General features: G+C 58.3%; 21 protein-coding genes and 1 pseudogene. 16 read left to right on the top strand and 6 right to left on the bottom strand.

The features are described 5' to 3' along the window. Positions 1 to 385 precede the first annotated feature (385 nt). The 6 genes and pseudogenes from NSND_RS04525 to NSND_RS04500 all read right to left on the bottom strand — a co-directional run. Positions 386 to 604 (bottom strand): annotated as a pseudogene (locus NSND_RS04525) (transposase); the annotation flags it as partial. A gap of 125 nt (positions 605 to 729) precedes the next feature. Beyond that, a protein-coding gene (locus tag NSND_RS04520; RefSeq protein WP_143833394.1) for an IS3 family transposase occupies positions 730 to 1,904 on the bottom strand; the annotation gives its coding sequence in 2 pieces (ribosomal slippage) (positions 730 to 1,619 and positions 1,619 to 1,904; 1,176 coding nt in all). Between the two features lie 117 nt (positions 1,905 to 2,021). Continuing rightward, the gene (locus NSND_RS04515; protein WP_080877811.1) at positions 2,022 to 3,053 is read right to left on the bottom strand and encodes an acyltransferase family protein; all 1,032 of its coding nucleotides are present in this window, start codon (positions 3,051 to 3,053) and stop codon (positions 2,022 to 2,024) included. Positions 3,054 to 3,112: 59 nt separating this feature from the next. Continuing rightward, a complete protein-coding gene (locus NSND_RS04510) occupies positions 3,113 to 4,390 on the bottom strand; it encodes an MBOAT family O-acyltransferase (RefSeq protein ID WP_143833393.1) in 1,278 nt (425 codons plus the stop codon). A gap of 132 nt (positions 4,391 to 4,522) precedes the next feature. Next, positions 4,523 to 5,509 (bottom strand): SGNH/GDSL hydrolase family protein, encoded by a 987-nt coding sequence (locus NSND_RS04505; RefSeq protein WP_143833392.1) that lies wholly within the window; start codon positions 5,507 to 5,509, stop codon positions 4,523 to 4,525. A 605-nt stretch (positions 5,510 to 6,114) separates the two neighbouring features. After that, positions 6,115 to 6,996 (bottom strand): hypothetical protein, encoded by an 882-nt coding sequence (locus NSND_RS04500; protein ID WP_235000164.1) that lies wholly within the window; start codon positions 6,994 to 6,996, stop codon positions 6,115 to 6,117. A 580-nt stretch (positions 6,997 to 7,576) separates the two neighbouring features. On the opposite strand from NSND_RS04500, the gene NSND_RS04495 reads away from it, so the two are divergent. From NSND_RS04495 to NSND_RS04420, 16 genes are all read left to right on the top strand, one after another. After that, the gene (locus NSND_RS04495; protein WP_200810488.1) at positions 7,577 to 8,872 is read left to right on the top strand and encodes a nucleotide sugar dehydrogenase; all 1,296 of its coding nucleotides are present in this window, start codon (positions 7,577 to 7,579) and stop codon (positions 8,870 to 8,872) included. 279 nt (positions 8,873 to 9,151) lie between these two features. Next, positions 9,152 to 11,530: a secretin N-terminal domain-containing protein gene (locus NSND_RS04490; protein WP_080877807.1), complete on the top strand. Its 2,379-nt coding sequence runs from the start codon at positions 9,152 to 9,154 to the stop codon at positions 11,528 to 11,530. Continuing rightward, complete coding sequence (locus tag NSND_RS04485; RefSeq protein ID WP_080877806.1) at positions 11,527 to 12,033, top strand: type II secretion system protein; 507 nt, start codon at positions 11,527 to 11,529, stop codon at positions 12,031 to 12,033. Before NSND_RS04490 ends, NSND_RS04485 begins: the two co-directional genes overlap by 4 nt. Further along, positions 12,008 to 12,415, top strand: coding sequence for a prepilin-type N-terminal cleavage/methylation domain-containing protein (locus NSND_RS21895; RefSeq protein WP_080877805.1), 408 nt, complete (start codon positions 12,008 to 12,010; stop codon positions 12,413 to 12,415). The genes NSND_RS04485 and NSND_RS21895 overlap by 26 nt, the downstream gene beginning before the upstream one ends. A 13-nt stretch (positions 12,416 to 12,428) precedes the next feature. Beyond that, complete coding sequence (locus NSND_RS04475) at positions 12,429 to 13,259, top strand: LysM peptidoglycan-binding domain-containing protein (protein WP_159450633.1); 831 nt, start codon at positions 12,429 to 12,431, stop codon at positions 13,257 to 13,259. Positions 13,260 to 13,299: 40 nt separating this feature from the next. After that, a complete protein-coding gene (locus tag NSND_RS04470) occupies positions 13,300 to 14,514 on the top strand; it encodes a type II secretion system F family protein (RefSeq protein ID WP_080877803.1) in 1,215 nt (404 codons plus the stop codon). Between the two features lie 67 nt (positions 14,515 to 14,581). After that, complete coding sequence (locus NSND_RS04465; RefSeq protein WP_143833390.1) at positions 14,582 to 16,315, top strand: GspE/PulE family protein; 1,734 nt, start codon at positions 14,582 to 14,584, stop codon at positions 16,313 to 16,315. Positions 16,316 to 16,318: 3 nt separating this feature from the next. Continuing rightward, complete coding sequence (locus tag NSND_RS04460; RefSeq protein WP_080877802.1) at positions 16,319 to 17,326, top strand: type IV pilus biogenesis protein PilM; 1,008 nt, start codon at positions 16,319 to 16,321, stop codon at positions 17,324 to 17,326. Positions 17,327 to 17,329: 3 nt separating this feature from the next. Further along, entirely contained in the window at positions 17,330 to 17,956 is a 627-nt protein-coding gene (locus NSND_RS04455; protein ID WP_080877801.1) for a PilN domain-containing protein, read from the top strand. Further along, on the top strand, positions 17,953 to 18,525 hold the full coding sequence (gene pilO, locus NSND_RS04450; protein ID WP_080877800.1) for a type 4a pilus biogenesis protein PilO: 573 nt from the start codon (positions 17,953 to 17,955) through the stop codon (positions 18,523 to 18,525). The genes NSND_RS04455 and pilO overlap by 4 nt, the downstream gene beginning before the upstream one ends. 41 nt (positions 18,526 to 18,566) lie before the next feature. After that, complete coding sequence (locus tag NSND_RS04445; protein ID WP_143833389.1) at positions 18,567 to 19,232, top strand: hypothetical protein; 666 nt, start codon at positions 18,567 to 18,569, stop codon at positions 19,230 to 19,232. Positions 19,233 to 19,245: 13 nt separating this feature from the next. Next, positions 19,246 to 19,830 carry a type II secretion system protein gene (locus NSND_RS04440; RefSeq protein ID WP_143833388.1) on the top strand — a complete coding sequence of 195 codons (585 nt, stop codon included), beginning with the start codon at positions 19,246 to 19,248 and terminating at the stop codon, positions 19,828 to 19,830. Positions 19,831 to 19,954: 124 nt separating this feature from the next. Then, complete coding sequence (locus NSND_RS04435) at positions 19,955 to 21,268, top strand: glutamate-5-semialdehyde dehydrogenase (RefSeq protein WP_143833387.1); 1,314 nt, start codon at positions 19,955 to 19,957, stop codon at positions 21,266 to 21,268. Then, entirely contained in the window at positions 21,269 to 23,053 is a 1,785-nt protein-coding gene (locus NSND_RS04430) for a hypothetical protein (protein ID WP_080877797.1), read from the top strand. It begins immediately after the preceding gene. Between the two features lie 324 nt (positions 23,054 to 23,377). Next, complete coding sequence (gene gspG, locus NSND_RS04425) at positions 23,378 to 23,896, top strand: type II secretion system major pseudopilin GspG (RefSeq protein WP_159450632.1); 519 nt, start codon at positions 23,378 to 23,380, stop codon at positions 23,894 to 23,896. A 151-nt stretch (positions 23,897 to 24,047) separates the two neighbouring features. Continuing rightward, on the top strand, positions 24,048 to 25,241 hold the full coding sequence (locus tag NSND_RS04420; RefSeq protein ID WP_159450631.1) for a response regulator: 1,194 nt from the start codon (positions 24,048 to 24,050) through the stop codon (positions 25,239 to 25,241). The last annotated feature ends 21 nt before the right edge of the window (positions 25,242 to 25,262 follow it).

The raw sequence follows: 25,262 nt of genomic DNA, 5'->3' as shown, positions 1-25,262 counted from the left end.
CGGCGGGTCCAGGCGTGGCGGACGGCGGAGGCTCGGCGGCTCATTCTTGCCAATCCCAGCGCGCACGAATGGGCCCGTGATTTCTCCCCCACGCTCGGGTAACATTCTATTGTGAGGCAACACGCCCTGCAATTCTAATTGTCGCTGAACAGCCCCAGCAACTTTTGACCGCCACCAGGGTCGTGAGGGCTGCGATGACTGGGGCATCCCGCCGAGCCAGTTCATGAGCGGCCGGTAGTACGTCGCCGGTGCCAAACCCACTGCGCGACAGGCCCGCTGAACCGGGAGGCTGTGTACGGTCACGAGATGCGTGACGACCTCCCGACGTTCAGCGGGCGTCAGAGCGTTTTTGCGATGACATCTTTCAGCGCCGCATTCTCGAGCGAGAGATCGGCATACATCCGCTTGAGGCGGGGGTTTTCGTGTTCCAATTCCTTCAGCCGTTTCACGTCCGAGGCCTCGAGCCCACCGTACTTGCTTTCCACTTGTAGTACCTCGCGGAACTGATGCCTTGCTGCTGCCACAACTCATAGACCGGGTGCCCGGCATCGGCTTCTTTCAGGATCGACGCGATTTGCGTGTCGGTGAACTTCGATCGCCGCATGGGAACCTCCTGGCTAGGGGGACCATTCTGCCAGAATGTTTTCCGTTTAACTGTCTCGATCTATGGGGAGCTTACGGATCCACTCTGACCTCGGTCGTCAATAGTGGACGCCATCGATTGCAGCCTCATGCCGCCGGCTGTTGACGGGCCCACTGTTGGGCGAAGGCCACCGGCGAGAGATTCCCCAGTCGGGAATGTCGCCGCTGACGGTTATAGAAGAGCTCGATGTATTCCGCGATCTCGTGCCGGGCCTGCGCCCGCGTGGCATACCGCCGGTGGTGCACCAACTCATTCTTGAGCGTGCCCCAGAAACTCTCCATCGGCGCGTTGTCATAACAGTTGCCCTTCCGGCTCATGGACGGGACGAGGCCGAACTGCCGCAACTGCTCCTGATAATCCTGAGCACAATATTGGGAGCCGCGATCGGAGTGATGCAGGAGCCCCGGTCCCGGGCGCTTGGTCGTGAGGGCCTTCCTGAGCGCCTCCGACACCAAGTCCGTCGTCATCCGGGCGTTCATCGCATGACCGACCACCTCGCAGGTGAACAGATCTTTGATGCCGGCGAGATACAACCAGCCTTCCGCGGTCGGCACGTAGGTGCTGTCGGTCACCCACGTCTCGTTTGGGCGTGTCGCGACAAACGTTTGGGCCAAGACATTCTCCGCCACCGGCAGGGCATGCTTGGACTCGGTGGTCGTCGTGAATCGCCGAACCTGTGTGCAGCGAAGCCCCAACTTCTTGCGCAGCCGCTTGATGCGCCCGATCCCAGCGGGGAACCCGTCGTCCCGCAATTCCGTCTGGAGGCGTACCGGTCCGTAGGTCTGCCGGGTGCGCACATGCGCGGCCTGGATCGCCACTTCTAGCCGTGCGTTCTCTTGGGCCCGTTTCGAGGGGCGGCGGTTCCGCCACGCATAATACCCACTTCGGGACACCTCCAGCACCCGACACAAGAGATGCAGAGGATACTGGGGACGCAGCGTCCTCATGAGCGCGTACCGGGCAGCTGCGCCTTGGCAAAGTACGCGGTGGCTTTTTTTAGGATGTCACGCTCCATCCGCGCCTCGGCAAGTTCGCGTTTCAGCCGAGAGACCTCGGCCTCCAACTCCGTCAGGGACCGTCGGCTCTCTCCCAGTGTCGCGAGCTGGCCACGCCGAGCTCGAAACACCCAGTTTGCAAGCGTCTTGTCCGACATCGTCAGTCGTCTCGCAGCCTCCGGAGTCGTCAAGTCCTGTTCAAGCACGAGGCGCACCGCCTGCTCCCGGAACTCCTTCGTGTACTTCTGTCGGGGAACCCGTTCCATGGCACACCTCCAGACCTCTGATTGTAGGTTGAAGGCGTCCACTTTTTCGACCTTACGTCACTCACCGGGAGCAGGAAATGCCAGGAAATTCAGAGGCAAGTTGGCCGAGTAATGTGGCTACCGTTTGGAGCCGACGCTAGAGGAGGAGTTCAGCGGTTCACCCAGTATTGTCCGGCCATAGGGATGCTGAAGAATTATGCTTGTCAGGAAGGCAGAAGCGTACAAGGTTGCGGTTGAAAGAACGACGAAGAACATCGGAGAGGTTGGGGATAGCACTCGCGCGAGCAGCAAAGAGAATATTTTCATGATCAGAGGGATATGTACAAGGTAAATTCCCATTGATCTTCGTCCCAAGCTGGAGAGGAATTGGAAGCGGGTGGGGTTCGAAATAAATAATAGATAGCAGCCCAACAACAATAGAAATTGGCTGTAAAGAGCCATGCCTTGAAAGAAAGATGCGATCAGGAAACCTAGTGCAATGGCGGTTCCCGATAACCAGCGCCCTTGGGCCATCCAGAGCGGGGTGAAAGGCTGGAGTGCCAGACCGACAAGATAGAACTGCATTCCCCAGAGCGCATGGTAGACGGGGTCAAGCCCCGGGTGAAACCACGGTTGAATCGGTGCGGTGTGAAAAATGGCGATATAGACCAGGGCGGTGACGGTCCGATGCGGCGAGCGTGCATGTATCACGCGATAGGTGACCTTCGAAAAGGCACGGATAAGAAAAAGGGAGAGCAGAAAATACATTTGAGATGAGAACGAGGAGAGATAGGCAGCCAAGGCGATCTCTTGCCAGGTCTGGCCATACACGACATGCGCGGAGCTGTTATCGATGTACTCAAAGGGAATGCGCAGGGCGCAATAGAAAACGGTGAACACCACCCAGGGCAAAAGTAAGCGTCGCGCACTCTTGCGGACATAAGCCGCACAGTCGAAGGTCGTCTGCTCTTGATGCCCTAACGCGAACAGAATTCCATCGACCAGAAAAAATACCGGCACCGCGATGGTTCGAGAGAGAAACCCCAGGAGTTGCTCACTTTCTTGATCAAGGTGAGAGTATCCGAGAGCATGGGTTGCAACTACCATGGCGATGGCCAGGCCACGAAAACTGTCCAGGTAAACCAATCTGCTGGGGGGCGGTTCGCGCATATTTGTGGTGAGTGGAGGTGGGGGAGAGTTTCTTTAGATCCTCGCCGATCCCGGCCGCCTTAGAATTGAAAATAGATAAAAGACGGCGCTTCCAGAGTCATTCCCGCATAAATCAGCAGGAGAGTCCCATATGTGGCGGCTTGGATCGGGACAGGTCTCATGATCCACCACTGCGCGAATCGCTCCAGTCTTTGTGCCGGGAATACATGAAACAGTATGCCTAGGCTCAGGATGATGTAAAACACGCCACTCAGCCTCGTGCCACCGGTCAGGTGACTCCACCCGCGGATAAAATCGAGGAAATTGTCCAGGTCTTGGACGCGAAACAGGAGCCAGCCGAAAGCAATCAGGTGGAAACACCCAATCTGCAGCAGTACCTTTTGGGCGGCGGTGCGCACGGCTTCGGTTTTCGGTCCCTGTCTGGCCAAAATGAGAAGCAAACCGTGGTACACCCCCCAGCAAATAAAATGAAGCGCAGCCCCGTGCCACAACCCGCCCAGGAACATGGTGATCATCAGGTTCATTTTGACTCGCCATGGCGCCGCCCGGCTGCCGCCGAGTGAAATATAGAGATAGTCCCGCAACCAGGTAGAAAGGGAGATGTGCCAGCGAGTCCAAAACTCACGCACATTCTGTGAAAGATAGGGTCGGTTGAAGTTCTGCGGGAGATCGTAGCCCAGCATCTTTGCCAGTCCGATGGCAATATCGCTGTAACCGGAAAAGTCATAGTAAATCTGGAATGTATACGCATAGAGACCGATCAACAGGTCCCAGGATGAAAACGTGAGGGGATGGGTGAACACGTTGTCGACCGCCAGGGTTGCCAGGAGGTCGGCGATCAGGATCTTTTTGGAAAGGCCCTTGAAGACCAGAAAGAGTCCATCGTGAAATCGCTGAGTCGTTACGTTGGGGAGGTGGTGCAATTGTGGGAGGAATTGCTTCGCCCGCACAATCGGGCCTGCGATCAATTGAGGGAAAAAGGCAACAAAGACGGCAAACTTGAGGAAATTTCGTTCCAGAACGCGCTCCCCGCGGTACACGTCGATCGTGTAACTCATTGTTTGAAACGTATAAAAGGAGATGCCGACCGGCAGCAGGAGTTCGTGTCGCAGGAGGGAAAGGTCCCACCCGAACATCGCGATCGCAGGCCCTGATAGCTCGATGAAGAAATTGTAATACTTGAAGAGGGCCAACAGGCCGAGATTGGACGTCAGGCTGATGATCAGGATGTACGTCCTCGCTCGAGGCCGTTGTTCCCGTGCCAGGACGAGTCCCACCGAGTAATCGACGATCGTGGAGAATGCCAGCAATCCTGCGTACTTCCAGTTCCAACTCATGTAGAAAAAATAGCTGGCTGCTAACAAGAGAACGTCGCGCCATCGTTCGCGGTAAAAAACGACGGTATACAAAACCAGAACACAGACAAAAAAAGCTGAAAACTCAACAGAATTAAAGTTCACGAGGTTTCTCTAGTGCGCGTTCGATGTTTCGCTGGCGAACCTTTGAGGGAGCTCGGTCTGAAGCCCCGCATAGATGGTTTCTGCCACCTTCTGGTGCCCTTCAGGGGTAAAGTGGACGAAATCACGAAAATATTCCGGGTGTCCCGACACGACTAAATCCAAATCGACGAGGCGGATATGTTCCTCATCGGCCACCCGTTTGAGAGTCTGGTTAAAGCGGGTGATGGTCTCAAACCATCCAGAAAGGGATAAGTACACGTTGTATCGGAACAGAAAGTCCGTGACCTCTCCGGGCACGTCCGGCAAGTTTTTCTTGGTGTGGCTAGTGGCAAAGGTACATAAGACCGGTTCTGCGCCGACTTTCCTGGCTGAATGCACGAATTCCTTCACCTGCGTTTCAAACACCCGGTCTGCCTGCTCACCTAAGGAGTCAGCTAAGACTCGCTGTCCCGTCAGTCTGTTCGAAATATTCCCCTTTAGCAGGGCATACAGTGACGTATGCTCATAACCCTGGGCAATCCAGCTTGGCTGAGGCATCGGTTTCGGACTATCCGATTCCTTTTTCTTGGACGATCTCGGTTGCTTGCCGGACAACAGCTGTTTGGAGAGTTTGGTGATTTGAGTCGACATTTGATACAGGATCACCACATCAGGCTTTTCGCGGGCGCCGCGAGACTCCAGATCTCCGCGGTTCGCTTCAATGTCCATTCCTGCATGACTGGCATTGATGACGGTGATCGTTGCGCCGGGTCTTTGGAGTAGTATTTCCAAGCGGGAGGGAAAGATTATGTCTCGGCTCAGGTAGCTGTCTTCCGCATGGGAGGATGAGGCGATCCAATAGCGCATTTCTCCTGTTGTCTTTTCAGGTGTATCTGACGCGAGGGCGGCGAGAGTACTTGTAGGAGGGAGAGGAGTTTCGGTCTTCGCCACGTTCTGACGTTGGAAGCTTCCGAAGGCAATCGTATCAAAGCCACGGGAATGGGCGCGAATCTCCAATACCCCTTCAAGAAGCAACAAGTAGGCGAGTCCCCAGAGGAGCACACGCAATAGAGAGAAATTCATGGATTCGTGGAGTACTCAGGTGAGATGCACATCGGTCGGCTTCGAGGATGGCCACGCGAGTCATTCTGCTGCGCGCGGTTCTCTCGATACGTGGCCATGGTCAAATATTGAGTGACAGATCTAGCGAGCATGGGATGCCTTGGTGCTTGTAAGGCTCAGTGAGTTTCGCATAGAGATCGGTCGGCCTCTTTAAAGGCCAGATAGCACGGTTCAGCCTGAAACGGTGAGCTTCAGTGCGTCAGTCTGAGTCGGTTACAGTAGAATACATGAGACAGGATATATTACACGGTATTTTTCGCTACCGGATGGCTGAGTGAAGTGTGAGGGAGAGACGGGTAACTTAGACCGACGTGAACCCCTTGGGTTCGGTACCTTGGCTGGGCTCTTTCGAACCGAAGCAGCATGAGTTGTCGGTTCAGCGAGTGGGCGAGGAGCCAGGGTTGATCCATTCTCACACATTCCTTGTTCTGAAAGTTGGAGTTCAATCTACGATGCAGATCTCCGGATGTTGCCCCCTTCTGAATGAGACAGATGTTTCCTCAGGGAATGGTCACGCTCCTGATTGTCGGATTGGCGGGAGGTCCAGGGGGCTGATCCGTTGATGCGCCACCTCCACCGACAGATACATGCAGGTGGTCGATGAAGTGGTTCCACTCAACAGTGGGCAGTGGATTCACCCATCCATCCCACGTTTCCGACCACGCCCACTCGTTCAAGCCCCCGGCGCCATAATTCAGATTGGTGTAACTGCCGGCAGGGACGCCATTGACCCACCAACGCACAATGCCATCCCGAGAGGTCGACGTGGTGCTTGCCTTGATATAGGCTTCCAGCTTCGTCCAGGTACCAACGGTCAAGATACCAGGGCCGACGTTCGGATAACAGGCGAGGCCACTATCGAGTGCGCACGCGTGGCTGTTGTCCAACCCGCCTGTATTGTGCGCAAAAATCATGGAGCCCGATCCATTATTCAGCGCGGCGTTATTGAAGAGGAACACTCCGTTACTGCCGGGACCGCGTATGAAGAAAGTCTTATTTCCCACGGGCCGCCCCTGAAATTGAGGATTGGTACGCCACATCAGGCCGACATACATCTCGCGGTTCAGCTGCGACGTCTGATAGTTGAGTTGCATGCCGCCAGCCGAATTGCCCGGATAAATTGAGGACTTGACTGTGCTGCCGGGCGAGATGGGGGCAGACGAATCGGATGCAATCTGAGATGATGAGTAGGCATCGAAAATGCCGCATCCGCCCACACTATTGAAGGGACAGTCCATCACGACGGAAGCCCCTGCCGGTTCGTTGGTCCAGACCCCTGCAGCGTGACTGTGCTGAGCGCCGACAGATCCTGCACAGAAAGTCAGCACGGCCACAATTATAGCCAACCTCTTAGAGGCCTGAGACGTCGAATTGCCATCCATGATTGTCCTCTTGTTGGTGGTACACGGTGTATCAGTTGGTCTTGTGGTCATGTCACTCCATCCGTTCGACTGCGCGGCCCGCATGAGGTGAGTGTGCAGGATCTGGCTGAACCGGCTTCCTGTCCTACGGGTATCCTACATTCATCAAATGAGCAAGATCGGTGCCTGCCGTAGCCTTCAGGGCTCCTACCATAGCAATTGCTTATATAACCTTGCAAATGCTTTCACAATTCATGAGCACGAGGTCAGGAACACTGAAGGCCTTTCAAGCTTCCTAGGCATGAATGCTGTGGGGGGAAGAGGTCAGTACCGGTCAAAATAGTGCTCGTGCGGGCAACAACGTGACGAAATTCTTGTGGCAAGGCGGCGAAATCGTTCACCGGTCAGGCAACGGAGGAAATGGTTGAGCCTGTCCATTCGAACATCAGTTGATGAGCTTCCGCTCAGAGGGGTTGTGTTGGGTGTCTACATTCCGCACGTCCCGACGCTTATGGGAAATCGTTGACGGATGGGAGATATTCTGCCATTCTTTTTTTACGATATTGGTGACGTGGCGGCGATGACTGACGAGGGGAGTGACATGGCGAAGAAGATGCAGCGGCAGATTGCAGTCGTGGGGTTGGGGTATGTGGGATTGCCGATCGCGGTGGCGTTCGGTAAATCTGCACCGGTGATCGGGTTCGATATCAATAAGGCCAAGGTCGATGAGCTGCGCAAAGGAATTGATCGGACCGGAGAGGTGTCATCCAAAGATTTAAAGGCCAGCCGCGTCCGGTACACCTCCGAGCCCAGTGATCTCAAAACCGCCGATTTTATTATTGTGGCGGTGCCTACCCCCATTAACGAGGCTCTTCAGCCTGATTTGACTGCCTTGAAAAAGGCGTCGGAACTGATTGGCTCCAATCTCGCTCCGGGGGCCATCGTTGTGTATGAGTCGACAGTGTACCCTGGTGCGACAGAGGAAGACTGCCTACCGATACTTGAGAAAGCATCCGGGATGAAGAGCGGCATCGATTTCAAAATCGGATATTCGCCCGAGCGCATCAATCCGGGAGACAAGGAACATACGCTGGAACGAATCATCAAGGTGGTCTCTGCCCAGGATGAGGAGTCCTTGGAGATCGTGGCGAAGACGTATGGCATGGTGGTGAAGGCCGGAATCCATCGGGCGTCCAGCATCAAGGTGGCCGAAGCGGCGAAGGTGATCGAAAACACGCAACGAGATCTGAATATCGCGCTCATGAACGAGCTGGCGTTGATTTTCCATCGCTTGGGAATCGATACCAGATCCGTTTTGGAGGCGGCGGGAACGAAGTGGAATTTCCTCAAATTCAGTCCCGGCCTGGTCGGGGGGCACTGTATTGGAGTCGATCCGTACTATCTGACCGCTAAGGCCGAATCCGTCGGGTATCATCCGGAGGTAATTCTGGCCGGCCGGCGTATCAACAACAGCATGGGCAAGTATGTCGCCGAGCAGACCGTGAAGCTGTTGAGCCAGGTGGAACGACCCGTCAGTGATTTACGCGTCGGCGTCTTGGGACTGACCTTCAAGGAAAATGTGCCTGATTTACGGAACAGCCGGGTACCGGATATTGTGAACGAACTGAGAGAATATGGCATTCAGGTCGTGGTGCACGATCCGCTCGCGGAACCGGAAGAGGCGGTGGGGGAGTATGGCCTGCGTCTTTCGCCTTGGGATCAGCTCAAGCAACTAGACGGAATCGTGTTGGCTGTTGCCCATCGGGAGTACATGCAGATGAGCGTCTCAGAACTGCTGAAGCCGTTGCGCAAGCAGCGGAACAATGTGGTGGTCGACGTGAAGAGTGTGCTGAATCCGGACAGTTTGCCGGGATCGGTCAAGTATTGGAGGCTTTAGGCTGTCGACATGATTAGACGGAAACTCTTCAACCGCGCTCCAGAGTGTCTGCCGAAATCCTATTGGTGATCTTTTTCTCTCCCTGAGGCCGGACACATCGTCCGGCCTCACAGGCCCTCCCGCTGTCCCCATGTGCTGACCGACTAATGCCTCGTCACAGATCTGCCGAAAGAGGTGCGAGACGATGGCATGGCACTTGCCGTCCAAAGCGAGAAACTGATTGTCGCGTCTGTGTCAGTTTGATATATCAAAGAGGTTACCATCTTGTTGATCCGACCTATGCGTTCATCCTTCCGCACGACACACGTCGAGACTAAAGACCATTGGTACTGTCGGATTCTGATCTCGACGGCCGGAGTTGTGTGTGGTCTCCTGGTCTCCGGCTGTGGCACGTTTGTCTCTCCTGACGTCAAACGCGGCGATCAGCATCTCGCGGCTGGAAACTGGGAAGAGGCCAGTGTCGCCTATCGACAGGCGCTCAAGGATGATCCGTTCGAGCCGTCACTGCAAAACAAGTACTCGGTAGCCCGGGAGCGCGCAGCCGCGGCGCATGATGAGCGAGGCCGGCAGCTGCTGAAGGATCGCCAGTTCGATCAGGCCGCCGAAGAATTCAAGCGCGCCTTGACGATCGAGCCGACAAGCAAGGAACATGAGGCCGGATTGACCGAAGCCTTGCGACTCAAGGAGGCGCGCGAGCGGTATCGTGAGGCCGAGCGTCTGGCGCAATTGGGCCGGGTGAGTGAGGCCATGGCGGTGTATATGCGGGCCGTGGAACTCGATCCCACTTATAAAGAAGCCCTCGAAGGCGTGGCCAGGCTGTCGGCGGAACAGCATGCCGTGGATCGCGACGACCGGCAGAAGCAGCCGGTGACGTTGCAATTCCGCAATGCCGGGCTGAAGGAAGTGGTGGAGGCCTTGGGGAAGGCGGCGCATGTCAATTTTGTGTTCGACAAGGATGTGCGCAACGATCCCGTCACCATCTCGTTGGAGGACAAGCCGTTCGATGAGGCCTTGTCGCTGGTCTTGAACAGCAACAGTTTGTTTGCTCAGAAGGCCGGCCCCACACTGTTTATTATCAGCCCCAATACCAAGCAGAAGCAGGAGCAGTATCAGGACCTCATGATCCGGACATTCTACCTGTCATCCGCCAAAGCGAAGGAGATGGTGGCGCTGCTGAAGTCCATGCTGGATGTGAAGCATATTCATGGCAATGAAGCGCTGAATACCATCGTGATTCGGGATCAGCCGGAAAAGGTGGAACTGGCGGAGAAGATCATCCAGGCGAACGATCGGGAAGATTCAGAAGTGCTCTTCGACGTGGAAGTGCTCGAAGTGAATCGAACCGTGGATCAGACGTATGGATTGTCTTATCCCAAACAAATCGGCGCTGCTCTGATCCCGCCCGGGTTTACGGGAGCGATTGCCGGGGATATCGCACAGCAGTTCACGTACCGGAACCTGGCCAGTCTGGGACAGGACAGTTATCTGTTCAAGCTTCCCACCAATGTGCAATTGGATTTCTTCAAGCAGGTCACCGACGCCAAGACTCTGGCAGCGCCGAAAGTGCGCGTGCTCAACAACAAGAAGGCCGAGGTCAATATCGGTGACAAGCAACCGATCCTGCTCTCCACCACGAACGTGTTGCCCGGGCAGGCCGCAACCGGCGCCGTTCCGACGACTTCAACCGTCACATCGATCGAGTTTCGCGACACCGGCGTCAAACTGACGGTTGAGCCGAACATCCACCTGGCGAATGAACTCTCGTTGAAAATGAAGATCGAGGTAATTCGCCTGGGCGATGTCGTCTTGTTGCAACAATCTCCCCCGATCACGCAATTCAAGTTCGGCAACCGGTCCGCCGAGACGATGTTGAATGTGCGCGACGGCGAGACCATCGTCCTGGGAGGACTTCTTCAGGAAGAAGATCGTCGGACCAAGGTGACGATTCCCTGGCTCGGTGACATCCCTTTCCTGGGCAATCTGTTGAGTTCGTTCAAGACCCAACGGGTGACGACGGAAGTGATTCTGACGATTACCCCGCATATCGTGAATTCGTTGCGGCTTCCGGGTCCGCAGGGGCAGGCCTTCTGGTCCGGAACGGAATCCGTCTACTCCACGTCGCCCTTGTTCGCTATGCAGCCGAAAAAGATTTCGGCACGAATGTCCACGTTGAGCGGTTCCGGCAAGCTCGCAGAAAAAGGCGTCTCGAAACAATCCAAGGGGACGGTGGCGAGCGCCGACCTTGTTCCTCTCGAACTTCAGCTGGCGATCCAGCCTGCAGACGTCACGGCTCAAATGAATAAGGAATTACGGGTGGACGTGTTGGCGACACAGGCCCGCGGGTTGGATACCGAGACCTTTACGCTGGAATTCGATCCGAAGATTCTCGAGTTTCGGGATGCCACCCTCGGCGAGGTGTTGGGGACCGAAGCCGGTAAAGCTGCGGTAACGGCGACGCCATCCGCTACCGAGGGCCTGATCGAATTGCGCCTGCATCGGTCCGCAAGCGCCACAAAAGATGAGGGGCGCCTGTTGCGATTGACGTTTCTCGCCAAATCTCCGGGAGTGTCGTCCCTGCGCCTGCAGATGGCCAAGCATGACGATCTCGACAGTCCCGAGGGGACCGGTGAAGCCGTGGGAGTGGTGAGAGTGCGGTGAAACAGTCCGGCGTCACGTTGCTCGAACTGCTCGTCACCCTGACCATTCTCACCATCCTCGCCACAGTCGCCCTGCCGTTCACCAAGGTTTCGACCAAGCGGACGAAAGAGATCGAACTACGGCAGAACTTGAGGGTGATCCGGGCCGCGATCGATACGTTTCACCTGGAATGGTCGCGTGACGGAGACACCCTGACGGGGCCGGCATGCGTTAAAAACAAGTTGAGCTGCAAAGACGTCACCGGGCCCTATGGCTACCCGAAATCCTTGGATGTATTGTTGGGAGTCAAGCTGACGGGGGAGCAGGCGACGGTGCGTGGGACGACGATCAAGCGATACCTGCGATCGATTCCCTTGGATCCCGTGACCGGAGCCGCCGATTGGCGCCTGCGTTGTTACCGAGATCCCGCCAGTGTGAAGGACTGGTGCGGAGAAGATGTGTACGATGTTACGACTCATAGTCAAGAGCTGGCACTGGATGGCACGAAATACCGAGATTGGTAAGCGCTCATGGCCGTTCTCGTCACCGCATGGGTTTACGATTATCGAGTTGATGATTGTGGTGACGATCGTCGGAATTTTGGCCACGTTGGCCGTGCCGTCCTACCATGCGGCGATTATCAAGGCGAAAGAAGGGGCGCTGCGCCAGGATTTATTTTCGCTGCGCGATGTGATCGACCAGCACCGTGCCGATAAAGGGAAGTACCCCGAGACCATTGAGGCGTTGGTGTCGGCCGGCTATCTTCGGCGGGTGCCGACCGATCCGTTGACCGGCTCGACGACGACCTGGCAGGAAATGGTCGACGAAGGGGAAGGCGGTATGGTCGATGTGTTTTCCGGGTCCGATCTGGTCGGCACCAACGGAGTTCCCTACAACCAATGGTAAGGCAATGAATACCATGATCCAACAAGCGGGTCCTGTTTGGCGGACGGTCGTGGGCTTACGATTCGGGTGCTCGATAGTGGCGACGATGAGTCTGTTGTTCTGGGGAGGGTGCGCGCGGGTCACGCCAAGTCCGGAATCGACCCCCACCGATCTTCAGGTTGCGGCGGACTCCCTCAAGACGGCGGTGCGTGAAGCGCAGCGCACGGCGGCCGAATTGCGCACGGAGCTTGAGGAGCAGCGGAAGGAATTGGCGGATGCCCAAGTGGCGCGGGCGCAACTGCAGGGCATGTTGCGGGAGACCGAACGACGATTGGCGGATGCCCGCCAGGTCATCGAATTGCAGCGTGAGGAGTTGACTTCGGCTCACACCGAACGGGAGCGGGTGGCGCAGACGGTTGCTCCGTTGCACAGCCGGCCCCAGCAGCCACCGAACGGGGTTCGCCTTCAACGGAAGCGTGCGTCATCCAGCCCGGACGGAGCGGTGCCGGCCCCAAGGGATACACAGGAACAGTCGGCCGTGAAGCCGCTTGAGAATGAAGAGGAGGAGGCGCCACAATCCGCACCTGCCGATGGCGAGGCTGCACCGGTCTCAGACGTTCCTCAGGCTTCGCCGATTGTGATGCCGATCCCGTCCGCCGCGGAGCCGGTCAGGACAATTGTCGTGCAGGGCGGTGATACGTTGTGGCGACTTGCGCGCCGGCACAAAGTCAGCCTGGAAGCGCTGAAATCACTCAATGGTTTGCCGACGAATCTCATTGTTGTTGGACGGACGCTCCGATTGCCGGAGCCTCGGCTGCAGCAGGCGGCTATGCAGCCGGTCTCGCTGAAAACCCTCGTTCGATAGAGACCGGGGCAGCGCGTGATGTGTCCACCCGAATGAACTCATGGCGGTATTCGCATACAGAGCGGCTCGCGCGGACGGCACGACCTTCGAGGGACACATCGAAGGCGAAGATGAGCACCTGGTTCGAGCCAAGCTTGAGTCGGACGGCTTGCTGGTATTCCGTCTCTCCAGGCGAGGAGCGGGGTTCGGTGTGCCGGGTCTGGCGGCAGGCCGTTGGGGAAAGCTTCCCCTTCAAGATTTCCTCGTGTTCAATCAGGAGTTGTTGGCCCTGATCAAAGCGGGGCTACCGGTCTTGCGGGTCTGGGACCTGCTCATCGATCGCACCCAACGAGCCCCGTTTCGAGAAGCGCTCAAAGCCGTCCGTCAGGATATTCGCGGCGGGGCATCGGCCTCCGAAGCCTTGGGCAAGCATTCCACCTATTTCTCGGACCTGTACCTCGCCACCATCCGTGCCGGTGAGCAGTCCGGGAATCTGGCCGAGGTGCTGCAGCGCTATATTGCCTATCTGAAGCTGATGATCGGCCTTCGCCAGAAAGTCACCAAGGCACTGGCCTATCCGGCCTTTCTCGTGGTTGTCGGCGTTGCGGTGGTGGGGTTTCTGCTGAGTTATGTGATGCCGACATTCATCTCGGTGTATGGTGAATCATCCGCCAATTTGCCGACGGCAACCCGCATGCTCATCTCGGTGATCCAGATGGGTGAGGCGCAGTTGATTCCGGTGGCGATCGTGGCGGTTGTGGCGGTGCTGATGGGACGGGCGTGGTATCAAACCTCCGCCGGTCGATTCTCCGTGGATAGGAACCTGTTGAAATTGCCGCTGCTCGGGATGATTCTTGTGGAACATCACACCATCCAATTGACCCGCACGCTGGCCACGGTGTTAGCCGGCGGCACGCCGCTGGTGGAAGCGCTTGAGATTGCGCGCGGTGCAGTCTCGAACCGCTTTGTGTCGCGCGGGTTGGTGTCGGCGGTGAACGAAATCCGCGAAGGCAGCACGCTGGCCGCTGCCATTGAGCGGCCGCAGATCCTGCCCAAGCTCGCGATTGAAATGTTATCGGTCGGTGAAGAAACCGGCTCGCTGGAACCGATGCTGCGTGACGTGGCCGAGTTTTATGAAGGGGATCTGGACGTGCGGCTCAGTCAGTTGACCACCTGGATTGAGCCGGTGTTGTTGCTGGTGATGGGGCTCCTGGTCGGGGGCATCGTCATCATTATGTATTTGCCGATTTTCCAGATGGCCGGGACGATTCAATAATCCGACGATACGGCGGGACCCCGTGCCCGACGCGTCGTGACCCGTGCCGAAGTCGGAGGGACTGAATATGCTGATGCAACGCCATCTCACTCGCCCGTCGCTCGCCGATGTGATGGTGCGCGAGGGCATTTTGCCGAGACGGACTGTGGACCAGGTTGTTGCCCGTTTGGGAGGCAGCACCACCGCCTTCGGGCAGACGCTCGTCGAAGAGGGGACCATTTCCGAGGCGCAATTGGCGCAGGCATTAGCAGCCCAGTATGGATTGCCCTATGACCCGCTCACCGGGTTCCGCGTGGACTCCGAGTTTTATCACACGATCTCCGTCAAGTTGATGCGGCGACATCCTTTCGTGCCGGTGAAGGACGAGGCCGGCGCATTGACGATTGCGATTTCCGACCCGCAGAACCTGCTGGCGCTGGATGAATTGGAGATTCTGCTCAATCGTCCGCTCCACTATGTGGTGAGCTCGCGAAGCGCCATCCAATCGGCATTGGAACGGAGCGAAGGGTCTAGTCAGGCGCTACGTGAATTAGAGGCGGAGTACCGCTCGGTCCTGGTGAAAGAGGACGAGCGGGGCGAAGAGGTCTTGACCGTCGATCACTTCGGCGAAGACCAAAGCCCGGTGGTCAAACTCCTCGACACGATCATGTTGAGCGCCATGCAGCGACGGGCCAGCGATATTCACATTGAAGCGACGGATCGAGCCACCACGGTGAAGTTTCGCGTAGACGGCATTCTGGTTTCGGCGATGGATCCGCTCGACGTGAAGCTGCATCCACCGTTAGTGTCCCGCCTCAAGGTCATGTCCGACCTCGATATCGCCGAACGGCGCGTCCCGCAGGACGGCAGTTTTCGCATGCGGCTCGACCGGAAGACGGTCGATTTCCGGGTGTCGATTTTGCCGAGCGTGTTCGGGGAATCCGTGGTCATCCGAATTCTGGACCGCGAGGCGATTACCACGGGCGTATCGACGCTGCGACTGGATCGTCTCGGTTTCAACCCGGAGGACCTCAAGCGGTTCCGTCGCGCCATTACGAGACCCTACGGGATGGTGCTCGTGACCGGTCCGACCGGAAGCGGAAAGACCACGACGCTCTATGCCGCGATCAGCGAAATGAACATTCAGGAAGATAAACTGATCACCATCGAAGATCCGGTGGAGTATCAGTTGCCGGGGGTCGTGCAAATCCCGGTGAACGAAAAGAAGGGTCTGACGTTCGCCCGTGGGTTGCGGTCGATTCTGCGACACGATCCGGACAAGATCATGGTCGGTGAAATTCGTGATGCGGAAACGGCGCAGATCGCCATTCAATCGGCCTTGACCGGCCATTTGGTGTTGACGACGGTGCACGCCAATAACGTGTTCGATGTGATTGGACGTTTCGCCTCGATGGGGATCGATTCCTACAACTTTCTGGCGGCGTTGACCTGCGTTCTGGCGCAACGGCTGATTCGGGTGATCTGTCCCGATTGCCGGCATCAGGTTGTCCTTGACCAGGCGCTCGCGGAGGAATCCGGCCTCGACTACGATGAGTTCAAGAGCGCGCCGTTCTATGAGGGGAAAGGGTGTTCGGAATGCCACGACACCGGCTATCGGGGCCGCAAGTGTATTACTGAATTTCTCGACCTGACGGACGAGATCAAGGAAATGATTCTGGCCGATCGTGCGTTGTCGGAGATCCGGTACCGCGCGGTCACGGACGGCATGATCACGTTGCGGCAATCCGCCGTGAAGAAAGTGCTGGCCGGCGAGACCACGCTTCGTGAAATCAACCGCGTGACGTTTAGCGAAGAGCGATAATCGATGTGGGATTGGATCACCAGCCGGCCGCAGTACTGCCTGAAAATCGGCGCACGCGATCTGGCGTGGGCGGAGGTGCATCGGAATTGGCGCGGCAGGCCGCGGTACCAGTGCGTGGTGTCCGCGTTGCCCGAGGGGATCGTGCGCCTGTCTCCGTTGGAACAAAACATCATCTCTCCCCACGAACTGGAGACGCATATCCGGGCGATTGCCGGTTCGGCCACCACTCAGGCCCCCGGTCGCTCTTCCACTCCGGGCGTCCCGCGCGCAGCGACCATCATTCTGCCGGATCTGGCCGTACGACTGGCGGTGTTACGATTGCAGGACCTTCCCTGGAGCTCCGATGAGCGCGATGCGTTGGTGCGGTGGCGATTGGGGCAGGAGCAGCTCCTGTCCCTTAGCGGGGCCAAAGTGTTTTCGCAGGTGCTGTCCGATCCGGGCGGATCCGGTGATGGGCCCTGTACCGTGCTGGCGGTCGTGGTGCAAGAAGCCGTGCTGACTCAGTATGAAGCGGTCTGCGAAGCGGCAGGGTTGATTCCACAGGAAGTGGATGTCGCAAGTTTGCGATTGTTCAACTTATGGGCGCACGGGACGGGGCGTGCGGCTCGTTCGACCGCTGACTTTTTATGGGTGAATGCCACGGACGGCGGAGTCACGGCGCTGATTTTTCACAACGGGACGTTGGTCTTTCTCCGGTCGAAACTGCAGGGCGGGATCGGCTCGGGGGGCGCCTTGGCACCGGGTTCCGAGCAGGTGGCGCTCAATCGTATCGTGCAAGAGTGCGCGGACTCTATCTATGCCTGTCAGCAGCAGACGCCGGAGTTGGCCATCAGCCAAGCGGTGCTGATCGCCGATGAAGCCATGGGCGCCGGGTTACGGCAGCAGTTGGAGAAGGGATTGGGCGTGCCGGTGCAGGAACTGGAATGGGACCGCGTGCAACAGTACGGTGGAGGCACCATTGCGGGACCACGGACGAGTGCCGCCTTGCCGGCGATTGCAGGGGTCGTGTAAGCCATGTCGTTGGACAACCTCGTGTCGGCGATTCGGGATGTCGCGGTGCGTGTCGGGCAACCAGCTGCTCGGCACGGCGCATTCGCGATCAATATGAGCAGCCGGTATCGGTGGTACCTGGCTCCAGCCAGGCTGGTGATCATGTTACTGGCGGGGGCGATCGGCCTGGCGATGCTGTGGGATATTTCGCAGGCCTGGTTGGTTTGGCAAGATGTCGAATCCATGGAGTCAGCTCTGAACCAGGTGCAGGACCGGGACCGGGACCTGTTGAAAGAGGCGCAGCAGGAAGGCCTGGATCTGTCGGAGGCCGCCTTGCAAGTCCTGCCCAAGGAGATAGAGTTTGCCAATCACCTGATCGAGAAGCGCAGCTTTTCCTGGACCCGGTTTCTGACGGAACTGGAGCGGGCGATTCCTCAGCGCATCGCGGTTAACAGCATTCGGCTCGATCCTGCCAATGCCACGATCATGCTTACCGGTTCCGCCCGGGCATTGGAAGATGTGACGACATTGACGGTGACGTTTCAGGATCATCCCCAATTCAAGGAACCTGTACTCGGGCAACACCGGGTCATGGCGAGCGGATTGGTCGAGTTTGATCTCTCGTTGCGCTATCGGAATCGCAACCCATGATGTTTCCAGGACTCGATCGTCTTCAACTGACCTGGCGGAAACCCTATGCACCCATTCTTCCCTGGGTCGCGTTTGTGGCGGGGCTGTGTGTGCTGAGTTACGGCATTCATGCCCTGGTCTTGGGGGCGGCAGAGCAGGAGCAGGTGCGGCTTGAGGCCGACTGGCTCAAAGCCCGCCAACAGTTGAATCGGCACAAGGAGGCCAAGAAGGCGAAGGCGGATCTGCAGCGGGTGTGGGCCGTGTTGCCGTTGTTCCGTGATTTTGCGCCGCTGGCCCTCGGTGTCACCGAAGAGGCGAAACGCGATCAGGTGACGTTGCCGGCCCTCTCCTATAAGACAGAGAAGACTGCCGTCCCCGACGCGACGAAAGCCGTCCTGCAGGGGACGGTGACCGGTCGGTATGAGGATTTGCGCCGCTTTCTGCACAACCTGGAATCGGCCGAGGAACTGTTGTTCATTGAAGACCTCAACTTGATTCGCTCGGGGAATGTGCAGGACCAGCAATTGACCTTCAATATCCGAATTTCGACCTATCTGCGCGGGGAGCATTTGCAGTCCCCGACGCCGTAACTCACATGAATCGAGTCAGCAAAAATCAAGGTCTGCTGCTGATGACCCTCGTGGTCCTTTGGATCGGGTTGCTCGTCTGGCAATTCGGCCATTTCAGCGAACAGGAACGAGTCCCCCTGACGCATGTCAGCGGGCAGCGGACGGTGGGCAAGGCGCCGGCAGCGGCCGTCGCTGCCGGCGGCAATCTACAAGTGCATCTTGAACGGCTGGCCGCCATTAAGGGGCAGCGGGAAGCGACGTTTGCGACTCCGCGCAATATTTTCGCCAGTCTCCTTCCCCAGGAGCCGGTTGTGGTACCGCCTCCCGCCCCTCGTCGCAGTCGTGCTCGCGGTCCTGCCAAGCCTCCGTCGCCTGCAGGGGAGCCGGTGGTGGAAGCACCGCAGAACGAGGAGGAAGAGCCGACGGTCGAAGAGCCGAAGGGGCCGACACCGGAAGAAATTGAACGGCTGCGGATTGCGACGGAATTGAACCAGTTCCGCTATGTGGGGTTCATGGCGGTGGGAGGGGGCTCGCAGAAGAAAAAGAACATGGCCGTGGTCGTGAAGAATGATGAGATGCACGTGGTGCAGGTCGGCGAAGTGATTGCCGGTGAGGTGTTGGTAAAGGCGGTCTCGATGAGTGAGATCACGCTCCAGGATGTGGCATCAAAAATTACGCAGGTGATTCCGGTCACGGATGCACCAGGGGCTGAGGGGCAACCCAATTAGGCAGGTGATGGGGGTGCGTGGCCATCTCAGAAATACTGACGGGATTACCTATCTCGCCTTGATGTTTTCGATCGTGTTGATCGGGATTTCCGTGTCCGCCGCTGCCCGCCAATGGACCGTCATGGTTCAGCGCGAGAAAGAAGCCGATCTTATGGCCAAGGGCATCGAAATTCAAAATGCCATTGCCCTTTACTCAAATACGATGAAGATCGGGCGTATCCTGCCCTCCGAAATCTATCCTCAGTCCCTGGCGGAGTTGACGCGAACGCCCAAGCCGTATCTGCGGAGGGTCTATCAAGATCCGATGAGCGGCGGTGATTGGGAGTATATGCGCGCGCCGACCGGCGGCATCATGGGCGTCCGGAGCAAGAGCAAAGCGAAACCGATCAAGGAGCGCGATTTCCCCCTCGCGGTCCGTCACTTCGAAGGCCGGAAAACGTATCACGACTGGATGTTTCAACATCCCAATCCCTCATCGATGTCCATGTTGATGCCGCCCATGATGGGCCTGGCTCCCGGCACAATGCCCATGCAACCAGGGCCGCAGGGGTCTGCTCCGGGTGCTCCGCCGACACCGGGTCCTGCTCGCAACCCTTGACCCGACTCCGAACCCCACAGTATCCTGTCTGGCTATAGATCGCCGTGCCTTCGTTCACCATCTTGATCGGCCGATACGCTGAGGCATCGGGCCTCATGTGCGGCCAGCAGCAGGAATTCACGACATGGAACAAGATCTTACCGAATCCCCGGTTCCGGAGCTGGATGCTCCCGTTGAAATACTCACTCCGGAAGAATATGTCGCGACTCTGGTCAAAAGGGCCAAGGGGGCGGCCGGCCGGCTCTCCAGCCTTCCGACGGCGGTCAAGAATCAGGCCTTGGAAGCCATGGCCGACGGGCTTGAAGAACATGAGACGGAGCTGTTGGCCGAGAACGAAAAGGATCTCGAGCAATTCGAGGCCACGCCGGAGCGAAAAGCCTTGGGGGATCGTTTGCGGCTGACGGCGGAGCGTATCCGGGAGATGGCGGCAGGGATTCGTGACATTGCGCGATTGCCGGACCCGCTCGGCGATACGCCGAAGATGTGGACGCGGCCGAACGGGATGCAAGTGGGCCGCATGCGTGTGCCGATCGGGGTCATCGGGATCATTTATGAAGCGCGTCCGAATGTGACCGCGGATTCGGCCGCCCTGTGTCTCAAGTCCGGAAACGTTTGTATTTTGCGAGGCGGATCCGAAGCCTTGCATTCGAACGTGGCCATTGCCAAGGTGTTGAGCGAATCGGCGGAGAAGGCCGGCGTGCCGGCGGGCGCGATTACATTCGTCGATCGTGCGGAGCGTGAGGTCGTCCAGCTGTTGCTCAAACAGGACCGGTATATCGATCTCATCATTCCGAGAGGCGGGGAATCGCTGATGAAGACGATCGCCGAACATGCGACGATCCCGGTGCTCAAACACGACAAGGGAGTCTGCCACACCTATGTCGATGTGGATGCCGATCCCCAGGCGGCCGAGCGGATCTGTCTGAACGCGAAAGTGCAGCGCCCGTCGACCTGCAATGCCATGGAGACCCTGTTGGTCCACCACAGTATCGCGCGCACCTGGCTGCCGCTCCTGGTGGAGAAACTCAAAGCGGCGAAGGTGGACGTTCGTGGTTGCGCGAAGACCTGTCAGCTCTGTCCTGAGGTGACGCCGGCCGCTGAGGATGATTTCGGCCGTGAATTTCTGGATCTGATCCTCGCGATCAAAGTGGTCAAGAACATGGAAGAAGCCTTGGAGCACATCGCCACCTACGGATCCCAACATACGGAGGCGATTGTGACCAAGGACTATGCGCGCGCAATGCGGTTTCTGCGCGAGGTCGATGCCGGCGCGGTGCTCGTGAATGCCTCGACCAGGCTCAACGACGGCTACCAGTTCGGCCTGGGGGCGGAAATCGGCATCAGCACATCGCGGCTCCACGCTCGAGGGCCGATGGGGCTTGAAGAATTGACCTGTTCAAAATTTGTGGTGCTCGGGAGCGGTCAAATCCGCGAGTAAATGCTGCCTGATTCCTTGGTACACGAGATTCTCAGGCGTCCCGGCACGCTCACCTTTCCTTCCAATCTCACGGACCTGCCACACCTGACGGCTGTGGCGGGATCCGTTTCTCAACAACCGACCGGCCATCTCGTCGTCTATGGAAGCCATGGTCGCCGTATCTGTGCGACCGATCCGGACGGTCATTCCTTGCATGAATGTGAATGGGGGCCCGTCGATGGCGTGCTCCGCCTCCTGCGGGCAAGGGTGCATCTCGACTGGGGGGCCTGGGTCGGCCTGACTCCCAGCGGCCTGGTGAATACCATGACCCTGGACTTGTCGCGCAAGCCGGGGTGGCAACGACTGAGGGCGGACGATCTTCGTGGCATGGCGGCGCAAGCGATGCGGGTTCCGCTGGAGGAAGTCCGGTTCTTCTACAACGATCAGGATGTCACCATCGGGGCGACGGGCGCCGCCACGATCCGGCACCGGAAGGATGCGATCTATTTTCTTCCGGACGGGACGTTCGATTCCAAGCAATTCATGGCATGCATGGGAGCCATGCATTGGGAGGAGATCGACTTTCTTCCGGTGGTGGAGCTGTTTCTCTCGCTGCTGCCCGGCACCGGGTCGGCGCTGTTTGAATTGATTCGCGGGCTGTATGACGATCAGAACCGGACGAAACCCGCGCCACGGGCTCTGCGGTATCGAGGCATTCCCACCTATCCGTCCGAGGCGGCCTACCGGCTGTTCAGCAACTTTTTCTCACCGCAGATCCCGGGCGGCGGCGATCCCTTCCCTCTGTTCATGGATCCCCCACGGTCGCACCTGGTGACCTGGCTTCCGGTCCCGGATGCGCCCAGACGGCATGTCGATGCGACGCAGAAGCTCTGTGTGACGATTCACGGGCAACGAATCTTGAAGGCCACTTGCTGGGATGATCCCGCCGGACTCTCCTATCAACCGTTCGACCGGCGCGGCGCGGCGCCCTGTGAACGTGGAGTAGCGGTTGAGCAGGAGCAGCTCCTGCTGGTGGATCGAGGCATCCGCCGGGTGCTTGCGTTGGGCCACAGCTGGGGCCCCGTAACCGGACCGCCAATGGTCAGTGCGGCGCGGCCCGGCATCGATTGGACTGCTGTATTTGGAGGGGCGGCGCCGACAATCAGTCCGGAGAAAGCGTTCGGTGCGGTGCTGCTCTACCCGGACGATGAACAGGAGATCGGTGAGTTGCCGACGCAGCCGTTCGTGGCGGACTATCTGCAGGACCTCATCGAGCAGGATCGCCCGTTGGCCGGGCAGGTAGGTCGGGCAGGGCATCAGTTGATCAGCGGATTCGACGCGGCGATCACGACCTGTATCGGAAGCGACCGCCCGCGCGCCTGCACCGTGCTCTACGACCACCCGGTGTTCGCGCAGCGGCAGGCTCAGATGTTATGGAACCTGTGGGCCCGCGCACAACGATTGGACTGGTTCTCCCGGGTGCACATGATCGCCCGTGTCGATGGGCGCGGAGATCCGAGCCACAGCACGTACGATCTCGCCTACGAGTGGACACCGTTCAGCCACTATGACAAACCGGATGCGGTGGCTGCGCGGATGCAGCAACTGGCTCGGCAGCTCATGCCCGGCGCCGTCGCGTTTGTTGTGGGTCCTTCAACGGTAGCAGACGGATGTCGAGCCGCCGGAATGCACGTCCAGACGATCACGCCGGTGGCATCGCTGCCGACGTTTCGGATGCATCAGAGCGTGCTTCCCCGCGCGCAGCTGAAGCCCGGCGTCATGCTTTTTCAGATCGCGCGGCCCTAGCCTGCACTATTCATGAGCACTTCTGCTGCAATCGCCGATTCACTGCTGCGACGGGCCTTCGGCCGGCGGGCTCGCCCCTCGGACCCTCAACGTACTGCACGAGTACGCCTCGGGTCCTCCCGGCTCCGCGCGCCGGTCTCGCAACGTGACTCGTCGATTTCACGACGAACCGTCATGAATACTGCGGGCTAGCGAATGCGCGAAGCAGTGGTCCGAAGGAATGGGGCTACAGTGAGGGCGAAGTTCCTGTTACAATTCCCGATCGGCGTGGGTGTGCGTGGTACAAGGTCCTCCAGGTCTGTCGATAGAAGGAGCAGCGTGCATATGGGATGGCGTCACGATCTGAATAGTTCAGGCTCTCGTCGCACGGGGACGGTGACCGATTTTTGCGGCATTCAGCTCAAGAGACTGAGCTCCTGCGGAGGATTTTCGTTCATCGAGGTCATGATCGTCGTGGTGATCCTCGCGATCCTGGCGACGCTGTTGATTCCTCGCGTGATGGGGCGAACGGAAGATGCGAAGCGGGCCGCAGCCAAGGCCCAAATTTCGAATATTGACAGTGCCCTTCAACTCTACAAGCTCGACAACGGCAATATTCCTACAACCGAGCAGGGCTTGAAGGCCCTGGTCGAACGACCTGCGTCAGGTCCTGCTGCCCCCAACTGGAAGGCCGGCGGGTATCTTCCCAAAGTGCCGGTCGATCCCTGGGGCGGTCCCTATAAATATACGACTCCGTCCACGCAGGGTGGCGAGTTCGAAATCGTTTCCTTCGGGGCCGACGGGGTCCCGGGAGGCGAAGGGAAAAACGCCGACATCGTAAGTTGGGATCTCGATCGCAACTGATCCTCATGCCGTTCCCCTCTCTCTGACTCAGTCGTTGTCACGAATCATGCGCGCACACCATCTTCCTTCCGGGCTTTCCTGAACCGACTCAAGGTTCTGGCAAGGCTGACCGATGAGGAGAAGAGGAAAATCCCGCCGAGAGGAGGGGACGGTGCGACGTGTGGTCTTTGTGGACGATGCGCCCGAGATTTTGAATCATCTACAACGGACACTGGCTCCGATGCAGGCCGAATGGGCGATGGAATTCCATCCTTCCGCCACGGCCGCATTGACCGCCATCCGTGAGACCCCCTGCGACGTAGTGGTATCGGACATGACGATGCCGGGGATGGACGGCGCTCAATTCCTCGGCGAGGTGCGCAAAGTCTGTCCACAGGCGATCCGCATCGTGTTGTCCGGAGACCAGAGCCCTGCCAATTATCTGCGGTCCGCGTCGGTCGCACATCGATTTCTTCAGAAACCGTTCGATGTCGCCACGCTGAAAGCGACCATTGAGAAGGCGGAGGCATTACGGGACGTGCTGGTCAATCCCGCGCTTCGCAGCCTGGCGAACGAGATCAACACGCTGCCGAGTCTCCCATCGATCTATCAGGAGTTGATGAAGGAGATGCAGGCTCCGCAGGCCTCGCTGAAGAAGGCGTCCCGCATTGTGGCCAAAGATCTCGGCATGGTCACGAAGATCCTGCAGCTGGTGAATTCCGCTTTCTTCGGCCTTCGCACCCATGTGTCCGATCCGGAGCAGGCGGTGGCGCTGCTCGGATTCGATACGATCAAGTCGCTGGTGCTCTCCAGTCAGGTCTTCGCGCAGTTCGACCAGGCGCAACTCCCGTCGTTTTCGTTGGATGAGTTGTGGCGGCATGCGATGCTCGCCGGCACCTGCGCGCGACGAATTGCGAAGGAGACCGGTGCGAGTCAAGCCGTGATGGATGAAGCCTTTACGGCTGCCTTGCTCCACGACGTCGGGGTGTTGGTATTGGTGGCCAACAAACCCGATGACTACGCGCGAGTCCTGGAGCTGATGCAGTCAAAACAGATGCCTGATTGGGAAGCCGAGCGGGAGGTGTTCGGGGCCGATCATGCCCATGTCGGGGCCTATCTGCTCGGAATCTGGGGACTCGGCGACGGCATTGTGGAAGCGGTGGCCTATCACCACCATCCTGACGACTACAAGGGATCCGGATTCTGTGCCGTGACCGCCGTTCATGTGGCGAATGCCATGGCTGAGGCCCAGGCCCGTCCCCGTGAGAACCCGACCGAAGTCCCCGGTCTGGATCAGCACTATCTGGCGCGTGAACAGTTGATGCCCCAGCTTCCACGATGGCGCGAACTCTGTATCGCGGCCTGATTCTACCCGCTCCATCTTGAC

The sequence above is a fragment of the Nitrospira sp. ND1 genome, assembly GCF_900170025.1.
GTDB lineage: Bacteria > Nitrospirota > Nitrospiria > Nitrospirales > Nitrospiraceae > Nitrospira_A.
The sequence above is the reverse complement of the archived record's forward strand: the minus strand, read 5'-3'. Positions and strand labels throughout refer to the sequence as shown.

Excerpts from the sequence above, each read along its gene's own strand:
- NSND_RS04515 (WP_080877811.1), bottom strand. The coding sequence starts at position 3,053 with ATGCGCGAACCGCCCCCCAGCAGATTGGTTTACCTGGACAGTTTTCGT.
- NSND_RS04510 (WP_143833393.1), bottom strand. The coding sequence starts at position 4,390 with ATGAGTTGGAACTGGAAGTACGCAGGATTGCTGGCATTCTCCACGATC.
- NSND_RS04500 (WP_235000164.1), bottom strand. The coding sequence starts at position 6,996 with ATGGATGGCAATTCGACGTCTCAGGCCTCTAAGAGGTTGGCTATAATT.
- NSND_RS04495 (WP_200810488.1), top strand. The coding sequence starts at position 7,577 with ATGGCGAAGAAGATGCAGCGGCAGATTGCAGTCGTGGGGTTGGGGTAT.
- NSND_RS04490 (WP_080877807.1), top strand. The coding sequence starts at position 9,152 with ATGCGTTCATCCTTCCGCACGACACACGTCGAGACTAAAGACCATTGG.
- NSND_RS21895 (WP_080877805.1), top strand. The coding sequence starts at position 12,008 with ATGGCACGAAATACCGAGATTGGTAAGCGCTCATGGCCGTTCTCGTCA.
- NSND_RS04475 (WP_159450633.1), top strand. The coding sequence starts at position 12,429 with ATGATCCAACAAGCGGGTCCTGTTTGGCGGACGGTCGTGGGCTTACGA.
- NSND_RS04470 (WP_080877803.1), top strand. The coding sequence starts at position 13,300 with ATGGCGGTATTCGCATACAGAGCGGCTCGCGCGGACGGCACGACCTTC.
- NSND_RS04465 (WP_143833390.1), top strand. The coding sequence starts at position 14,582 with ATGCTGATGCAACGCCATCTCACTCGCCCGTCGCTCGCCGATGTGATG.
- NSND_RS04460 (WP_080877802.1), top strand. The coding sequence starts at position 16,319 with ATGTGGGATTGGATCACCAGCCGGCCGCAGTACTGCCTGAAAATCGGC.
- NSND_RS04455 (WP_080877801.1), top strand. The coding sequence starts at position 17,330 with ATGTCGTTGGACAACCTCGTGTCGGCGATTCGGGATGTCGCGGTGCGT.
- pilO (WP_080877800.1), top strand. The coding sequence starts at position 17,953 with ATGATGTTTCCAGGACTCGATCGTCTTCAACTGACCTGGCGGAAACCC.
- NSND_RS04445 (WP_143833389.1), top strand. The coding sequence starts at position 18,567 with ATGACCCTCGTGGTCCTTTGGATCGGGTTGCTCGTCTGGCAATTCGGC.
- NSND_RS04435 (WP_143833387.1), top strand. The coding sequence starts at position 19,955 with ATGGAACAAGATCTTACCGAATCCCCGGTTCCGGAGCTGGATGCTCCC.
- NSND_RS04430 (WP_080877797.1), top strand. The coding sequence starts at position 21,269 with ATGCTGCCTGATTCCTTGGTACACGAGATTCTCAGGCGTCCCGGCACG.
- gspG (WP_159450632.1), top strand. The coding sequence starts at position 23,378 with ATGGGATGGCGTCACGATCTGAATAGTTCAGGCTCTCGTCGCACGGGG.